The organism is Methyloversatilis sp. NSM2 (assembly GCF_038066675.1).
Taxonomy (GTDB): domain Bacteria; phylum Pseudomonadota; class Gammaproteobacteria; order Burkholderiales; family Rhodocyclaceae; genus Methyloversatilis; species Methyloversatilis discipulorum_A.
The window spans coordinates 37,804-53,209 of record NZ_JBBUKV010000017.1 but is presented as its reverse complement, the minus strand read 5'-3'; the positions used below and the strand labels follow the sequence as shown (position 1 = coordinate 53,209).

The 15,406-nt window shown below is 65.9% G+C and carries 17 protein-coding genes; 2 read left to right on the top strand and 15 right to left on the bottom strand.

Going from position 1 to position 15,406, the window contains the following annotated elements:
- Window positions 1-3: 3 nt before the first annotated feature.
- The 7 genes from dmpG to WJU27_RS19150 all read right to left on the bottom strand — a co-directional run bounded on the left by dmpG (window position 4) and on the right by WJU27_RS19150 (window position 6,256).
- The gene (gene dmpG, locus WJU27_RS19180; protein ID WP_341423119.1) at window positions 4-1,044 is read right to left on the bottom strand and encodes a 4-hydroxy-2-oxovalerate aldolase; all 1,041 of its coding nucleotides are present in this window, start codon (window positions 1,042-1,044) and stop codon (window positions 4-6) included.
- A gap of 17 nt (window positions 1,045-1,061) precedes the next feature.
- Window positions 1,062-1,979 (bottom strand): acetaldehyde dehydrogenase (acetylating), encoded by a 918-nt coding sequence (locus WJU27_RS19175; protein WP_341423118.1) that lies wholly within the window; start codon window positions 1,977-1,979, stop codon window positions 1,062-1,064.
- Window positions 1,976-2,590, bottom strand: a complete 615-nt coding sequence (locus WJU27_RS19170) for a carboxymuconolactone decarboxylase family protein (protein ID WP_341423117.1) — start codon at window positions 2,588-2,590, stop codon at window positions 1,976-1,978. Before WJU27_RS19170 ends, WJU27_RS19175 begins: the two co-directional genes overlap by 4 nt.
- Before the next feature lie 10 nt (window positions 2,591-2,600).
- A complete protein-coding gene (dmpE, locus tag WJU27_RS19165) occupies window positions 2,601-3,386 on the bottom strand; it encodes a 2-oxopent-4-enoate hydratase (protein ID WP_304011707.1) in 786 nt (261 codons plus the stop codon).
- A gap of 105 nt (window positions 3,387-3,491) precedes the next feature.
- Window positions 3,492-4,319: an alpha/beta fold hydrolase gene (locus WJU27_RS19160; protein ID WP_341423116.1), complete on the bottom strand. Its 828-nt coding sequence runs from the start codon at window positions 4,317-4,319 to the stop codon at window positions 3,492-3,494.
- Window positions 4,320-4,330: 11 nt separating this feature from the next.
- Complete coding sequence (locus tag WJU27_RS19155; protein WP_341423115.1) at window positions 4,331-5,791, bottom strand: 2-hydroxymuconic semialdehyde dehydrogenase; 1,461 nt, start codon at window positions 5,789-5,791, stop codon at window positions 4,331-4,333.
- Window positions 5,792-5,818: 27 nt separating this feature from the next.
- Entirely contained in the window at window positions 5,819-6,256 is a 438-nt protein-coding gene (locus WJU27_RS19150) for a GlcG/HbpS family heme-binding protein (protein WP_341423114.1), read from the bottom strand.
- Between the two features lie 190 nt (window positions 6,257-6,446).
- On the opposite strand from WJU27_RS19150, the gene WJU27_RS19145 reads away from it, so the two are divergent.
- Window positions 6,447-7,190, top strand: a complete 744-nt coding sequence (locus tag WJU27_RS19145) for a GntR family transcriptional regulator (protein WP_341423113.1) — start codon at window positions 6,447-6,449, stop codon at window positions 7,188-7,190.
- Window positions 7,191-7,379: 189 nt separating this feature from the next.
- On the opposite strand, the gene WJU27_RS19140 is transcribed toward WJU27_RS19145, so the two are convergent.
- The 8 genes from WJU27_RS19140 to WJU27_RS19105 form a co-directional block, all read right to left on the bottom strand.
- Window positions 7,380-7,715, bottom strand: a complete 336-nt coding sequence (locus WJU27_RS19140; protein ID WP_341423112.1) for a 2Fe-2S iron-sulfur cluster binding domain-containing protein — start codon at window positions 7,713-7,715, stop codon at window positions 7,380-7,382.
- A 2-nt stretch (window positions 7,716-7,717) separates the two neighbouring features.
- On the bottom strand, window positions 7,718-8,776 hold the full coding sequence (locus WJU27_RS19135) for an NADH:ubiquinone reductase (Na(+)-transporting) subunit F (protein ID WP_341423111.1): 1,059 nt from the start codon (window positions 8,774-8,776) through the stop codon (window positions 7,718-7,720).
- Complete coding sequence (locus WJU27_RS19130) at window positions 8,776-9,135, bottom strand: phenol hydroxylase subunit P4 (protein WP_020165940.1); 360 nt, start codon at window positions 9,133-9,135, stop codon at window positions 8,776-8,778. Before WJU27_RS19130 ends, WJU27_RS19135 begins: the two co-directional genes overlap by 1 nt.
- A gap of 13 nt (window positions 9,136-9,148) precedes the next feature.
- Window positions 9,149-10,702, bottom strand: a complete 1,554-nt coding sequence (locus WJU27_RS19125; RefSeq protein ID WP_020165941.1) for an aromatic/alkene/methane monooxygenase hydroxylase/oxygenase subunit alpha — start codon at window positions 10,700-10,702, stop codon at window positions 9,149-9,151.
- An 80-nt stretch (window positions 10,703-10,782) separates the two neighbouring features.
- Complete coding sequence (locus WJU27_RS19120; RefSeq protein ID WP_020165942.1) at window positions 10,783-11,052, bottom strand: MmoB/DmpM family protein; 270 nt, start codon at window positions 11,050-11,052, stop codon at window positions 10,783-10,785.
- Between the two features lie 9 nt (window positions 11,053-11,061).
- Complete coding sequence (locus tag WJU27_RS19115) at window positions 11,062-12,054, bottom strand: aromatic/alkene monooxygenase hydroxylase subunit beta (RefSeq protein ID WP_020165943.1); 993 nt, start codon at window positions 12,052-12,054, stop codon at window positions 11,062-11,064.
- A 42-nt stretch (window positions 12,055-12,096) separates the two neighbouring features.
- Window positions 12,097-12,360: a phenol hydroxylase subunit gene (locus tag WJU27_RS19110; RefSeq protein WP_020165944.1), complete on the bottom strand. Its 264-nt coding sequence runs from the start codon at window positions 12,358-12,360 to the stop codon at window positions 12,097-12,099.
- Window positions 12,361-12,370: 10 nt separating this feature from the next.
- Window positions 12,371-13,297: a catechol 2,3-dioxygenase gene (locus tag WJU27_RS19105; RefSeq protein WP_020165945.1), complete on the bottom strand. Its 927-nt coding sequence runs from the start codon at window positions 13,295-13,297 to the stop codon at window positions 12,371-12,373.
- A gap of 405 nt (window positions 13,298-13,702) precedes the next feature.
- Between WJU27_RS19105 and WJU27_RS19100 the strand changes: the two genes are divergently transcribed.
- Window positions 13,703-15,397, top strand: coding sequence for a sigma-54-dependent Fis family transcriptional regulator (locus tag WJU27_RS19100; RefSeq protein ID WP_020165946.1), 1,695 nt, complete (start codon window positions 13,703-13,705; stop codon window positions 15,395-15,397).
- Window positions 15,398-15,406 lie beyond the last annotated feature (9 nt).

Here is a 15,406-nt window from a genome sequence, read left to right as displayed (position 1 = left end):
CGTTCAGCCCTCCGCCGCCGCGGTCGCCCGCTCGCGCGCCATCGTGATCGCGGTGTCCTCGATCATGTCCTCCTGACCGCCCACCATGCCGCGGCGACCCAGCTCCATCAGGATGTCGCGCGGCGCGATGCCGTACTTGGCACCGGCGCGCTTGGCGAACAGCAGGAAGGAGGAATAGACGCCGGCATAGCCCAGCGTCAGCGAGTCGCGGTCGATGCGCACCAGGTGTTCCATCATCGGCAGCACCAGGTCTTCCGCCACGTCCATGATGCGGTACAGATCGACGCCGGTTTCGATGCCCATCCGGTTGGCCACCGCGACGAACACCTCCAGCGGCGTGTTGCCGGCGCCGGCGCCCAGACCGTTGGTCGAGCCGTCGATGCGGTTCGCACCGGCCTCGATCGCGGCCAGCGAATTCGACACGCCCATCGACATGTTGTGATGGCCGTGGAAGCCGATCTCGGTTTCAGGCTTCAGCGCCTGGCGCACCGCGCTCACGCGCGCCGTCACGTCGTCCGGCAGCATGTAACCGGCGGAGTCGGTCACATACACGCAGTTGGCGCCGTAGCTTTCCATCAGCTTCGCCTGCGCGACCAGTTTGTCCGGCTCGATCATGTGGGCCATCATCAGGAAGCCCACGGTGTCCATGTCCAGCTTGCGCGCCAGACCGATGTGCTGTTCCGACACGTCGGCTTCGGTGCAGTGGGTGGCAACGCGTATCGTGTGCACACCCAGTTCGTGTGCCATGCGCAGGTGATCGACGGTGCCGATTCCCGGCAGCAGCAGCGCCGACACCTTGGTGTTCTTCATCGCCGGAATGACGGTGGAGAGGTACTCCTCGTCGGTGTGCAGCGGAAAGCCGTAATTGACCGAGGCGCCACCGAGGCCGTCGCCGTGCGTCACCTCGATCAGCGGCATGCCCGCCTCGTCGAGGCCGCGCGCGACCGCCAGCATCTGGTCCAGCGTGATCTGGTGACGCTTCGGATGCATGCCGTCGCGCAGCGTGTTGTCGTGCAGCGTGACCTTCTTGCCCTTGAGATTCATGGTCGTGTCCTTTGCGCTCAAGCGGGGACGGGCTCGAGCGAGAGCGAGCCGTTCAGGATTTCTTCGGCGAACATCTCGGCCGTGCGCGCGGCGGCGGCGGTCATGATGTCGAGATTGCCGGCGTACTTCGGCAGGTAGTCGCCGAGGCCGGCGACTTCCATGAAGATGGATACGCGGTGGGTGTCCATGTCGATCACCGGGCCATTGACCAGGCGGTAGCCCGGCACGTAGGCCTGCACCTGGCGGATCATGTCCTGCACCGATTCCTCGATCTCGGCCGCGCGCGGCGCCGATTCGGTAATGCAGTGGATGGTGTCGCGCATGATCAGCGGCGGCTCGGCCGGATTGATCACGATGATGGCCTTGCCCTTCGCCGCGCCGCCGACACGCTCGATGGCGCCCGAGGTGGTGCGGGTGAATTCGTCGATGTTCTTGCGCGTACCCGGACCGACCGAGCGGCTGGACACGGTGGCGACGATCTCTCCGTAGCTCACCGGCTGCACGCGACTCACCGCCGCCACCATGGGGATGGTGGCCTGGCCACCGCAGGTGACCATGTTCACGTTCATCTCGCGCTTGCCGACGTGTTCCTTCAGGTTCACCGGTGGCACACAGAAGGGGCCGATGGCCGCTGGCGTGAGGTCGATCATCATCACGCCCAGCGCATTGAGCTTGCGCGAGTTCTCTGCATGCACGTAGGCACTGGTCGCGTCGAAGGCGATCTGGATGCCGTCCGCCTTCACGTGCGGCAGCAGGCCGTCGACGCCATCGCTGGTGGTCTTGATGCCCATGTCGCGCGCACGCGCCAGACCTTCCGACGCCGGGTCGATGCCGACCATCCAGACCGGTTCCAGTACCGGGCTGCGCTTCAGCTTGTAGAGCAGATCGGTGCCGATGTTGCCGGGCCCGATCAGCGCGCATTTGATCTTGTTCATGCGGGGATGTCCTCGTCTCCGGCGGCGTGCTTGCCGGCCGACCAGCCGGTGTTCGCGAGCACGCTGCCAGCGGTTTGAAGGGGCTCGGACTCAAGCGTCGTTGCCAGGGAATCGTTCCAGCGATTGAAGAAGCCGAAGAGCGCGATCACGCCGAGCAGCTCGACGATCTGGCCCTCGTTCCAGTGCGCACGCAGGCCGGCGAACAGTTCGTCCGTCACGTCGTTCGGCTGGCTCGCCGCGGCCAGCGCGAAATCGAGCGCCACGCGTTCGGCGTCGGAGAAAAGCGGGCTGCTGCGGTAGTCGGCGATGGCCGCCATCTTTTCCGCGGCCACACCGTGGCGCAGCGCACTGGTGGCAGTGTGCGCACGGCAGTAAAGGCAGCCGGCCGCCATGCTGGCGACGTGACCGATCAGGCGCTTGAAGCCCAGATCGACCTCGCCCGCCGGGTCGTACACACCGCGGCTCAGCGCGATCAGGCCCTTCGCCAGCGCCGGCCGGTACGCCATCGTGCGCAGGCTGTTCGGCACGAAGCCGAGCGTGCGCTCGAAGAAGGCGAAGTCGGCCGCCATGTCCGGCGTAGACTCGATCGGCAGGGGCGCGATGCGTGCCATGGCGTCGGTCCTAGACGAAACGCACCGAACAGCCGCCGAGGCCGCCGATGGCGATGCGCAGGCTGTCGCCCGCCTTGACCGGAATGAGGGCGGCGAGCGATCCGGACAGGATCACTTCGCCCGCCTTGAGCGGAATGCCGAGACGGCCCAGCGTGTTGGCGAGCCAGACCACGGCATTGACCGGATGGCCGAGGGCGGCTGCACCGGCGCCGGTGCCGACGATGTCGCCGTTCAGCTCCAGCACCATGCCGCACAGGCCGAGGTCGAGATTGCGCGGCGACACCGCGCGGTCGCCGAGCACGAACACGCCGCAGGAGGCGTTGTCGGCCACCGTGTCCTGGATGCGGATCTTCCAGTCGGTGATGCGCGAATCGACGATCTCGAAACAGGGCATCACGCACTCGGTGGCGCGCAGCACGTCGGCGCCGGTAACGCCGGGGCCCATGATGTCGTGCTTCAGGATGAAGGCGATCTCGCCTTCGGCGCGTGGCTGGATCAGCGAGTTCGCGGCAATCGATTCGCCCTCGTTGTAGATCATGCCGTCAAGCAGGTAGCCGAAGTCCGGCTGGTGCACGTTCAGCATGTTCTGCACGACTTTCGAGGTGACGCCGATCTTCTTGCCGACGATGCGCTCGCCCGCATCCAGCCGGCGCGAAATCATGCGCTGCTGGATGTGGTAGGCATCCTCGATCGTGATGTCCGGCTCGCGGCTGGTCAGCGGTGCCACCGTTTCGCGGGTCGTGAGCGCGGCGTACAGCTCGTCGCCGTACTGCTGGATCTTGTCGGCTTGCATCATCATCTGCTCCGTATCGTTATTGACCGCGCCGCGCCGCCCGCCGGGCCGCCCCAAGGGCGAGCGCAGCCCCCTTGGGGGGCAGCGAGCGGAGTGAGCGTGGGGGTCTCATTCGTTTAGGAAGTCGCCCACCAGGCGCGCGAAGCGGGCCGCGTGCTCGATCTGCGTCCAGTGGCCGCACTTGCCGTACACGTGCAGTTGCGCGTTCGGTATCCACTGCGCCAGCGTGAGCGAGGTATCGAGCGGGATGACCAGGTCTTCGCGGCCGTGGATCACCAGTGTTTCGTGCGGCAGCGCCTTGATGTCTTCCGCGCGGCTGGCCATCGCATCGACCCAGCGCTGGCGCGGTGCCGGGAACATGGCGGCGAAGGATTCCTGGAAGCCCGGGCGGATGGTCGCCTCGTAGCGCAGCTTCGCCAGGTCGTCGTTGGCCAGCGAGCGGTCGTAGGCGAACAGGTCGAGCAGGCCGCGCATCGTTTCGATCGACGGCGTGTAACCCCACACCGCGTCGAGCGCCGGCGTGATGTCGAAGCGCACGCCGACGCTGCCCATGAGCACCAGGCGGCGGATGCGGTGCGGGTGACGGATGGCGACCTGGAGTGCCAGACCGCCACCGAAGCTGTTGCCGACCAGATCGGCCTGTTCGATGCCGAGCGCGTCCAGCATGCCGATGGCCTGGGCGACCCAGGTGTCCATGTCGTAGCGGAGATCCGGGCGGCGCTCGGTGTAGCCGAAGCCGGCCATGTCCGGCGCGATCACGCGGGCGCGTTCGGCCAGAGACGGCATGACCAGTCGCCAGTTCGCCCAGGCACTGACACCGGGGCCGGAGCCGTGCAGCATCAGCACCGGAAAGCCGCTGCCCAGGTCGTGATAGTTGGTGGTGATGCCGGCGGCGACGATGCTGCGGGCGACTTCGGGGTTGAGCGGTGCATTCATGTCGTCAGTCCTCACAGCTTCACGCATACGTTCTTCAGCTCGGTGTAGAACTCGAGCGAATGCACGCCGCCTTCGCGGCCGATACCCGACTGCTTGGCGCCGCCGAAAGGCGTGCGCAGGTCGCGCAGGAACCAGGAGTTCACCCACACCAGACCGGTGTCGAGCGCGGCGGCGACGCGATGGCCACGGGTGATGTCGGTGGTCCACACCGAGGCGGCGAGGCCGTAGTTGGTGTCGTTGGCCATGCGGATCGCATCCTCTTCGCGGTCGAAGGGCGCGATGTGGCAGCAGGGGCCGAAGATTTCCTCGCGCACGACGGCGGCGGTTTCGGGCAGACCGGTCCAGATGGTCGGTTGCACCCAGGCGCCGTCGGCCAGTTCGCCCGGCATGTCCGGTACGCCGCCGCCGGTGACGACGGTGGCGCCCTCTTCCACCGCGCGGCGGTAGTAGGACAGCACCTTCTGTCTGTGCTCGGCGGAGATCAGCGGCCCCATGCCGGTGGCGTCATTCTCCGGCCGACCCATGACCAGCGCCTCGGCGCCCTGCTTCAACGCGGCAACGAAGCGCTCGAAGATCGGGCGCTCGACATAGACGCGTTCGGTCCCGAGGCAGACCTGACCGCAGTTGGCGAAGGCCGAGCGCAGCGTGCCGGCGATGGCGGCATCGAAGTCGCAGTCGGCGAACACGATGGCCGGGTTCTTGCCGCCCATTTCCAGCGATACCGGCCGGGCGCCGCCGGCGGCCGCCTTCATGATGGCTTCGCCGGTGCGCGTCTCGCCGGTGAAGGTGATGGCATTGACGCCCGGGTGGGTGGTCAGGAATTCGCCGGCCGAATCCGGGCCGAAACCATGCACCACGTTGTAGACGCCGGCCGGCACGCCGACCGCGTTCATTACCTCACCGAGCAGGGTCGCGGTCTGCGGCGTCTCTTCCGACGGCTTTACCACCACGGTGTTGCCGCAGGCCAGCGCCGGACCCACCTTCCAGGTCATCAGCAGCAGCGGCAGGTTCCACGGACACACGACGCCGACCACGCCGACCGGCTTGCGCAGCGCGTAATTGATCGCGCCTCGGCCGTCCGGGGTCGCCATTTCGAAGAACTCGCCTGGCACGTTCTTGACCACGTCGGCGAAGATCGTGAAGTTGGCGGCACCGCGCGGGATGTCGAGGTGGCTGGCCAGGCTGACCGGCTTGCCGGTGTCGGCCACTTCCGCGGCGACGAAGTCGTCGAAACGGCGGTTGATTTCATTGGCGACCGCGTACAGCAGTTCGGTGCGCTCGGTCACCGTCATGCGGCCCCACGGGCCTTCGAGCGCGGCACGCGCTGCGGCGACCGCGGCATTCACCTCGTCGCGCCCGGCTTCGCTGACCGAGGCGATGACGCGGTTGTCCAGCGGCGAGCGCTTGTCGAAGCGGCGGCCTTCGCGGCCGGCGACGAACTCGCCGTTGATGAAGTGGCTGATCTGTTTCATCGATCTCTTTCTTGTGGGAGCGGCGCGTCAGCGCGCCGGGGTCAAATCGAGCGCAGCGAGTGCGGCGCGGGCGCAGTCTTCGTCCTGCGCTTCGGAACCGCCGGAAATGCCGATGCCGCCGATGCGCTCGCCGGCCACCACCAGCGGCAGGCCGCCGCCGAACATGACCATGCGCGGGCGCAGCGGCAGCCCCTGGCGGACCGCGTCGGAATGGGAAGAGAGGGCTGCCGCCCAGTCGCCGGTCGGCAGACCGAAGCTGGCGGCGGTATAGGCCTTGTCGATCGCGATATCGACCGAGTGCAGCGGCGCGCCCGGCATGCGGAGGAAGGACACGAGCTGGCCGGCGCGATCGACCACCGCCGCGTTAACGCAGGCGCCCACGGACGCCGCGTGCGCCACCGCGGCGCTGACCGCCGCCGATGCCGCCTCCCAGCCCACTGTCGATTGCCGTGCTGCCACGTCCATGTCGTCTCCTCCGCGGGGCCGCTGTATCGCGACCTCATGCTCATCGATATTCGATGGACTTAACGATATAAAACGATTATCTCGACGTCAACGTTTTTTCTCGAGATTTTTGGCTTTTCACGGAGAAAGTTCGGAACTAGAATGGCGACATGCCCGCCACAACCCGCGTGGGCATTCAGGGAAACATCAAATGGATCAGCTGATTACCGGCGACTTCCAGGTCAACGGCGACGCCTACGAGCCGAAGACACTGGTCGATGGCGCCTACCGGCAGTTGCGGCGCGACATCATCGAAGGTCGCCACGCACCCGGCGCGAAGCTTCGCGTCGAGCACCTGAAGGACGAGTACGAGGTGGGCGCCGGCACGCTTCGCGAGGCGCTGGCGCTGCTGGTGAGCGATTCACTCGTCGTGGCACAGGGTCAGCGCGGCTTTCGCGTGGCGCCAATTTCGCTGGCCGACCTCGAGGACATCACGCGCACCCGCGTCATGCTGGAGAGCGAGGCGCTGCGGCAGAGCATCGAGAACGGCGACGAAGCGTGGGAAGGCAATCTGGTCAGCGCCTTCCACCTGCTCACCCGGGCCGAGGAAAAGCTGGCCGGCGACCTGGATGGCAGCGTGAACGAGTGGGAAGACCGCAACCGGGTGTTCCACGAAACGCTGATCGGCGCCTGCAACTCGCGCTGGATACGCCACTTCCTGGCCATCCTCTACCGCCAGTCCGAGCGTTATCGCCGCATCTCGGTGCTGAACCGGCCGGTGCCGCAGGACGTGCATGAAGAGCACGAACAGATTTTCAAGGCGGCCATTGCGCGCGACGTCGACGAAGCCTGCCGCCTGCTGTCCGGGCACATCTGGCGGGCCTTCCACACGGTGTCCGCCGTCCCCGAGTTCGCGCAGGAATCGGCAAGCCGCAAGGTTGCGAACGGGCGCTGACGGCGGGCGCAGCCGGATCCCAACCGCCCCGTCGCGGCCAAGGCCGCTCCCACAAGAAGCACTCCTTGTCGGCGGCACGAGCAAGCCTCTTGTGGGAGCGAGCTTGCTCGCGATCTCGGCGGCGATCGACGCACGCGGCGTGCAGCGGCCCTTTCGCGAGCAAGCGCGCTCCCACAAGGACTCGCCCCGTCAGCCCTTTTCCGCCGCCTCCTGCTTCAGCGCCTCGACACTGCGCGCCATCTTGCCGACCACCTTCAGCTTCAGGTCACTGGTCGGATAGATGCGACAGGCAAGCACGCACTGGCGGCGCTCGTCGTCCTCGCTGATCGCGCTGCGGCTCATCACGCCGGCGGTATAGGTGCCGGACAGCACCTCCACCTTGCACACGCCGCAGCCGCCCTGGCGGCAGCCGACCGGGATGCCACGGCCGCCCAGCGCCTCCATGCCGCGCAGCGCGTTCTGCGTGTCCGCACACAGATACTCGCGGCCGATGCCTTCGAGCACGATGCTGTACGAACGCCCCACGATCAGATCTTCCTGAACAGCGGGCTGCGTACCTGCTGCGCGTCGGCCGCCGAGAAGAACTTCTCGGTGTGGATGTCGCGCTCGAACAGCCGCCCCTGCATCAGTGCGTTGATGCAGGCGTCGATCATGACCGGCGGTCCGCACAGATAGGCCTGGTGGCCACGGAAGTCCTCGCGGAAGTGGGCCAGCGCCGCCTCGTGTGCGTAACCGCGGAAGCCCGCCCAGTCGCTGCCCGCCGGTTCGTCCGACAGCGCGGGCACGTAACTGAAGTTCGCGTGCGCCGCCGCCAGTGCGACGAAGTCGTCGTGGTAGTACAGCTCGGCGCGGTTGCGCGCGCCGTACACCAGCGTGATCGGCTGCGCGTAGCCCTTGGCCAGCAGGTCGAGAATCATTGACCGCGGGCTCGACAGCCCGGAGCCGCCGGCCATGAAAATGAGCGGCTTGGCCGCGGACTCGCGCACGAAGAAGCGGCCGTAGGGACCGGACAGCTTCACCCGGTCGCCCGCCTGCAGCGACTCGTGTATCCAGGTGGTGCCGCGGCCGCCGGGCACGATGCGGATGTTCAGCTCGACTTCGTTGCCGTTCGACGGTGCATTGGCCAGCGAGAACGCGCGACTCATGCCGGCTTCGGCGCCGATGTCCAGATTGATGTACTGGCCGGCCTGGAAGTCGATCGGCCGGTCGAGCCGGATGAACAGCCCCTTGATCGTCGGCGTGAGCTGTTCGATGCGGGTCACCGTGCCGTTGAAATCCTCGACCGGAATGTTGCGCGCGTCCGGCTCCTCGTCGATGTCCGCCTCTATCGTCACGTCGCTCTGCAGCCGTGCGCAGCAGGCCAGGGTCTTGCCCTCCTCGCGCTCGAAATCCATCAGCGCGAAGTCGGACGCCTCGCCGTGGTCCACCTCGCCGTCGGTCACCTGCACCTTGCAGGTGGCGCACAGACCGTGACAACAGGCATGCGGCAGCCAGATGCCTGCCCGCAGGCAGGCATCCAGTACCGTCTGGTCGTCCTCGACCTCAAGCGTCTGGCCGAGCGGTTCTATGGTCAGCGCGTAAGCCATCAGCTGCACGATCCCTTGATGCCGGTCAGGCCAGGCGTGCGGAAGCGGATGGCGTCCTTGTGGCCGATGCCGTTCTCCGCCAGCGTGCGGTTGAAATGCGGCACCCACGGCTCGCCGGACTTCATCCACTCCACCTTCGACCAGTCGATCCTGGCCCAGTCCGGGTGATAGCCGTAGGCGCCGGGCAGCACCTTCTCGACGATGTCGCCGAAGCGCATGGTGGGCGGGAAAGGAAAGGTCAGCGGCGCGCAGAACATCAGGTGATCGTCCCAGCCGACGTACACGAGCTGGTTGCCGTGGAAGTTGTCGACCACGTCGCGCGGCACGCCGACGTAATCCTTCACTGCAGCGACTTGCATGTCTTCGTCCCCCTCAGTCGTTGCGCTTGGCCATGCCGCGCCAGGCTTCGAAGTTGCGATGGTCTTCCGAACCTTCGAACTCGCCGTTATCGTGACCGACGTTGAGCCGGTAGTACTCCAGCACCGCGGCCAGCGGATCGAAGCCGGGCGCAGTCGGGTCGGTGCCCTCCGGGAAGCAGTTACCCTGGTAGATCTGGTGCACCGGCAGCCAGGCCTGTACGTACTTCTCCGGCTCGTTGTCGAAGATGTGCTGGCAGTGGTCGGAGCAGAAGTGGTACTTGTTGCCCTTGTAGCTGCGCTCGCGGTAGCAGATCTTCGTCGGGTCGCCAGGCTCGGTGAACAGCATCGGAATCTGGCAGGTCTGACACAGCATGGGCAGCGTCTTGTTGTAGAAACGGTTGCCCTTTTCCTGCTGTTCGCGCCAGAACTCGAAGCGCGGCCGGTAGTACTTGTCGAAGGTGTCCGGGTACTTCTGCGACAGCCACTGCATTTCTTCTTCGGTCGGCATCCAGGTGTGGAAGTCGGTGGCGCCGCTGTAGTTGTAGAAAGCTGACCACACCTGGTGCGACAGGTGCTCCTTCTCCTGGCGGATCTGTTCGGCGCAGGCCGGCATCTTGATGCCGTAGCGGGCGAGGTCCTTGAACAGCGCGCCGCCGTTCTCCTCGAAATAGATTTCCCAGGCTTCCTTCCAGCTCATGACGCGCTTGGGCAGCATGTAGTCCATCATCATCGCGACGATGGACAGCAGGCGCACGCCGCGCCAGCACCACTTGTCTATCCAGCGCTGCATGATGGGCAGGTTGGCCGGGTCCTGCTCGAGGATGAACTTGATGCACTCCAGCCCCAGCGTCATGTGACGCGCTTCGTCCGACTGCGCCGAGAAGCCGAAGGTCATGGTGCCCATGTCGCCGTTGTAGGCCGCACCCGACACGAAAGGCACGAACAGCAGATTGGTCAGCACGTACTCGAAGGAGAAGCCGATCGACACGATGAATTCGAACGGACCGGCGGTGATCGCGTCGTCGAAGAAGCTCTTCGGGACCGACAGGTACCAGACGCGGTCGAACATGTGCGGCGCGTCGTGGAAGCCGTTGTAGTACTTGTTGTAATTCGACAGCGAATGGATCTGCGTCTGCGCGTGGCGCATTTCGTCGATCGCCTGCATCTGGCAGGCGACGCGCGCACCGGCGCCGGGGAAGGCGCGGCCGACGTGGGCGAAGCCACGATGCGCCATGTGCTCGAGCGGCGTCACCGCGGTCAGGAAGATCTTGATCGCGTTCAGGTAGCGCGCGTCGGTCACGCCGAGGTGGCCGTTGCTCTGGCTGTAGGCGTCGATGATGGCGTACAGCTTGCGCTCCTTCTCCGCCTGGTACTTCCAGTAGGCGTCCATAGTCAGCCGGAACGGGTCTTCCCACTTGTCCCAGTCGTGGATCTTGATGCCTTCGTAGTCGGCGTACGGATACACCTTCTCCTTCGGCTGATAGGTGGTGTCCCACGCCAGATCACGGGTCATCAGCGTGTAACGTTCCTTCAGGCCCAGCTTCTTCTTCGGTACCTGCATGTCCATCTGTACTTCTCCTCAATGACGGAGCGGGTGCGGCCTCTGCGGTGGGCCGTCCGTGTCCCGCGTTCTCCCTCGGGTATGACTCAGTCGTTCCAGTGCAGCGTGAATTCGTCGTCGCTTTCGTCGATATGGCCGGACAGCGATATCAGGTGCGTGTGCAGTTCCTGCAGGTCGAAGTCGCGGCCGATCAGTTCGGAGATCGACTCGCGCTTCACCGTCAGGTGACCTTCAGCGTCGATCTTGATCATCGCCGGCGACTCGACCGGCACCGCGTGCGGGTTGTCGGCGAGGATGGATTCGATGATCGGACGCGTGTCGTCGTTGGTCTGCAGCGCGATGAATACCTTGGACATGGCGCGACCTCAGGCCGGCACGCCGCACTTGGCGACGCGGGCCGCGAACTGCGTGGCGAGATCGTCGACCGCCGCGCCGGCACGCTCACCGAGCGCGCTTTGCGCCAGCGGCGTCACGGCCTCCAGCGCGCGCGCCTGCCAGGCGCTGACCCAGCCGCGCACCAGCGCCGCGTTGTCGGGCGATTCGGCGCAGGCGGTCTTGATCTGCGCATCGACCCACTTCGCGGTCTCGGCGTACCACTCGGTCATGAACTGCGTGAGCATGGCGACCGCGGTGCCGCCGCGCAGCGACAGTTCATCCTCGACCAGGGTCTTGTAGAACAGCGGGTACACGAGACCGTCGAGCACCAGGTTCTGCGCGATGAACAGCTCGAACCAGTCCTGCACCACCAGGCAGTCCTCGACATAGCGGCGCAAGCCCTGCCAGTCGGCGGCGTACAGCCAGTGTTCCTTCGCCGTGGCCAGCGACGAGGTGTCGCCGAGCAGCAGGCCGATGCGCGTCAGGTACTGGGCGATGGCCAGGTTGTCCATCGCGTGGAACATGCAGGGCTGGGTGATCGCCGTGCCGTAGCCGTAGGCGCAGATGGACGAGTTGTTCATGTTGGCGCCCCAGGCCACATGACGCAGCGGCAGCAGCATGTCGAGCGCCAGCCGGCGCACGTCCTCGGTCAGCAGCGCACCGAGGTTGCGCGACTCGACGAAGTCGAAGTTCGATTCGGCGGTGTCCTGCTGGCGCGCGCGCGCCAGCGTCCAGGCGCCGTAGTAGTACTGGCGAGGGTCCTTGAACGCGTACCAGTCCTTCATCGTGAGCCGGGTGCGCGAGGCGTCGAAGATTTCGCGGTCCGGGTCCCAGGTCGGGCGGTAGTGGAAGTTGGCGGTCGGCTGCAGGTCGAAAGTGCCTTCCTGATAGCGCGATGCGGGCTTGTCGCCGAAGCGCCGCGCGATATGCCCGTAGGTCTGTCGCTGCGGCTTGATTGATACGGTACGCAGATCGATCTGCATGCCTGTCTCCTCTGGTGTGTTCTTGTTCCGTCGTACCCGCGCTCACCGCGAGTCGCTGTTCAGTACATCGTCGAGTCGTGCCGACAGCGGCGAGTGCGGACCGGCATCGCTGCCGGGCTGACCGCCGGCGCCATCGAGCACGACCACGTCCTGCGCCGCGCAGAATTCGTCGAAAGCGGCGCGCGTGAGCATCATTTCGGCGAACAACTCCGGCTCGCCGAGTGCGAAATCGAACTCGACGAAGCCGTCGTCACGCTCGCCAGTGACACGCACGAACTTGCGGAAGGGATCGAATGCCGACGCCATGACGCTCACCTCAGGTGTGCACGTTGAGGAAGGCCTCGTTCAGCTTGCGGTCGTGATAGAAGATCGCCCGCCCGAGGTCTTCCACCATCCACGTGATGACCGGCTTGTCCGGGTAATAGATGTAGCCGCCAGCGAACACTTCGTTGCGGTTGCCCGACGGGTCGAAGAAATAGATGGTCGCGCCGCGCGTGATGCCGTGCCGCGTCGGCCCGATGTCCAGCGACACGTCGTGCTTCGAGATCAGGTCCGCCGCGCGCAGCACGTCGTTCCAGGTGTCGAGAATGAAGGAGCAGTGGTGGAAGCGACCCTTCTCCGGGTTGCGGATGAAGGCGATGTCGTGCGGTTTCGTTGAACAGGTCAGGAACACGCCCACCATCACGTCACCGGCCATCACCTGTTCGGCGATGGTGAAGCCCAGCACCTCGGTGAACAGCTTCACCACGCCATCGACGTCGTCGCCGTACAGCAGGCAATGGTCGAAGCGGGTCGGCTGCATGCCCACCAGGCCGTCCGGCCACGGGTCCGGGTTCACGTCCGGCAGGCCGTTGCCCACCTTGTCCTTGGTCGCGAACAGTTCGATCGCGTGCCCGGTCGGCACCGTGAAGCGGAAGCGGCGGCCGGTATGCAGATGTTCGCCGGCCGGTATCCATTGCAGGTCGGTCGCCAGACGGCTGCCTTCGACTTCGGCGGCCAGCCTGTCCAGCGTGTCCTCGCTGTCAACGCGGAAACCCATGTAGTCCATGCCCGGAGCATCCGCCTTGCGCAGCACCACGCTGTGGTGGTCGTGTTCGTCCCAGGCCTTGAAATACACCCGACCCTGAGCATCCCGCCCGGTCTCGATCAGGCCCAGTACCTGCCCGTAATGCTTTACCGCGGCTTCCAGGTCCGTCACGCGTAGCGCGACATGACCCGGGCGCAGCACGCCCGTCATCGGCATTTCTCCGTCCTCCTTTGTTGTGTGGTGCGTGCTGCGGCGCACCAGCGGTTCGGAAAGGCAGGAAGCAGGAGAGCCCTTGCCGAAACACCGGATGCAGCCGTCAGCCGCACCCTCTCCTATCCAAGAAGCGTGCCATACTCGATAATCAACAAAAATCTCGATATTTGGCGGTTTTGGGCGGGCGAGAGTACAGTCCTCTCGTCCACTGCTTGATGAGTTGATGAAGCACCCGAAGAGGTGTTCACCAACTGATGAACGCGTCAGGCGGAAGAAGACCGGCCACTCGGGTCACCCGGCATCACGGAAGAAGCCGGACCGGCTCGCAGGAGGTCGAACAGGCGCTGCGGCGCAACATCGGCACGCCGGCCTGGCGTGACCGGCACCGGTCTGGAGGAGGCACGGGCAATGGGTACGATCAAATACCCGCACAACAGCGATCTGCGTCGGCTGGTCAGGTTCTCGGCCGACGACGGACTGATCTGGCTGGCGGAAAACCGCATGCTGCTGATGCATTGCGTCGCCATGTCGGCGCTGCGCGCGCAGCTCATCAGGTCGGTCGGGCCGGAATCGGCGCGCCGCATCCTGACCCGCATGGGCTACGAATCCGGCATGCGCGACGCCGAACTGGCGCGCACGATACGGCCGGACCAGAACCCGATCGAATCCTTCTTCGTCGGCCCGCAGTTGCACATGCTGGAAGGCAGCGTGCAGGTGACGCCGGTGCACATCCATATCGATGTGCGCAGCGGCGAGTTCGACGGCGAATTCCTGTGGGAGCACTCGTGGGAAGCCGAATTCCATCTGCGCGAATTCGGTCAGGCCGCCGACCCGGTGTGCTGGATGCAGATCGGCTACGCCTCGGGCTACACCTCGGCCTTCATGGGCCGCATGGTGCTGTACAAGGAAACCGAGTGCGCCTGCTGTGGCGCCAACCACTGCCGCATCGTCGGCAAGCCGGTCGAGGAATGGGAGGACGGCGAACAGTACGCCCGCTATTTCGAGCCGGAGAACCGCATCGCCCACCTGCCCCCGGCCGCCTGGGCCGGTGTCGCCCAGCGCGACGACAAGGTCGATGCGCCGACCCCGCCCGACCTGATCGGCAGTTCGGCCAGCTTCCGCCGCGCCTATGAACTGATGCTGCGCGCCGCCGGCACCACGGTGACCGTGCTGCTGCTGGGCGAGACCGGCGTCGGCAAGGAACGCTTCGCCCGCGTGCTGCACCAGATGAGTCCGCGCAAGGACGCGCCCTTCGTCGCGGTCAATTGCGCCGCCATCCCGAACGACCTGATCGAATCCGAACTGTTCGGCGTCGAGAAGGGCGCCTTCACCGGCGCCCACGCCTCACGCGCCGGCAAGTTCGAGCGCGCCGAAGGCGGCACGCTGTTCCTCGACGAGATCGGCGAAATGCCGCTCGCCGCCCAGGCCAAGCTGCTGCGCGCGCTGCAGGAAGGCGAGATCGAGCGGCTCGGCGACGAGCGCACGCGCAAGGTGAATGTGCGCGTGGTGGCCGCCACCAACGTCGATCTGGCGCAGGCGGTGAAGGAAGGCCGCTTCCGGCCCGACCTGTACTACCGGGTGCATGTATATCCGATACACATCCCGCCGCTGCGCGACCGGCTGGCCGACCTGCGCCTGCTGGTCGATACGCTGGTGGCGAAATTCAACCGGGCCCACGGCAAGCATGTGCAGGGCGTGTCGGACAAGGGCTTCCAGGCGCTGCACGCCCACCACTGGCCGGGCAATGTGCGCGAACTGGAAAACGTGATCGAGCGTGGCGTGGTGCTGGCGCCGCAGCAGGGCTGGATCGAGGCGCACCACCTCTTCCTGTCTCTGGAAGCGGTGCTGGCACGCGAATCCGGCATTTCCGCCTGCGGCAAGCTGGAAGAAGGCTGCGGCGACACGGTGCGCGAACATCTGGTGGAGCAGATCCTGCGCAGCGGCATTCCGCTGGAGGAGCTGGAACAGCAGCTGATGAAGGCCTGCGTCGATCAGGAGGGCGGCAATATCGCCCGCGCCGCGCGCCGGCTCGGCATGTCGCGGCCCAAGCTCAGTTACCGGCTGCAGCGCAGCGAAGGCGAGACCGAAGCGGCGGACTCCTGAGCCGGCACG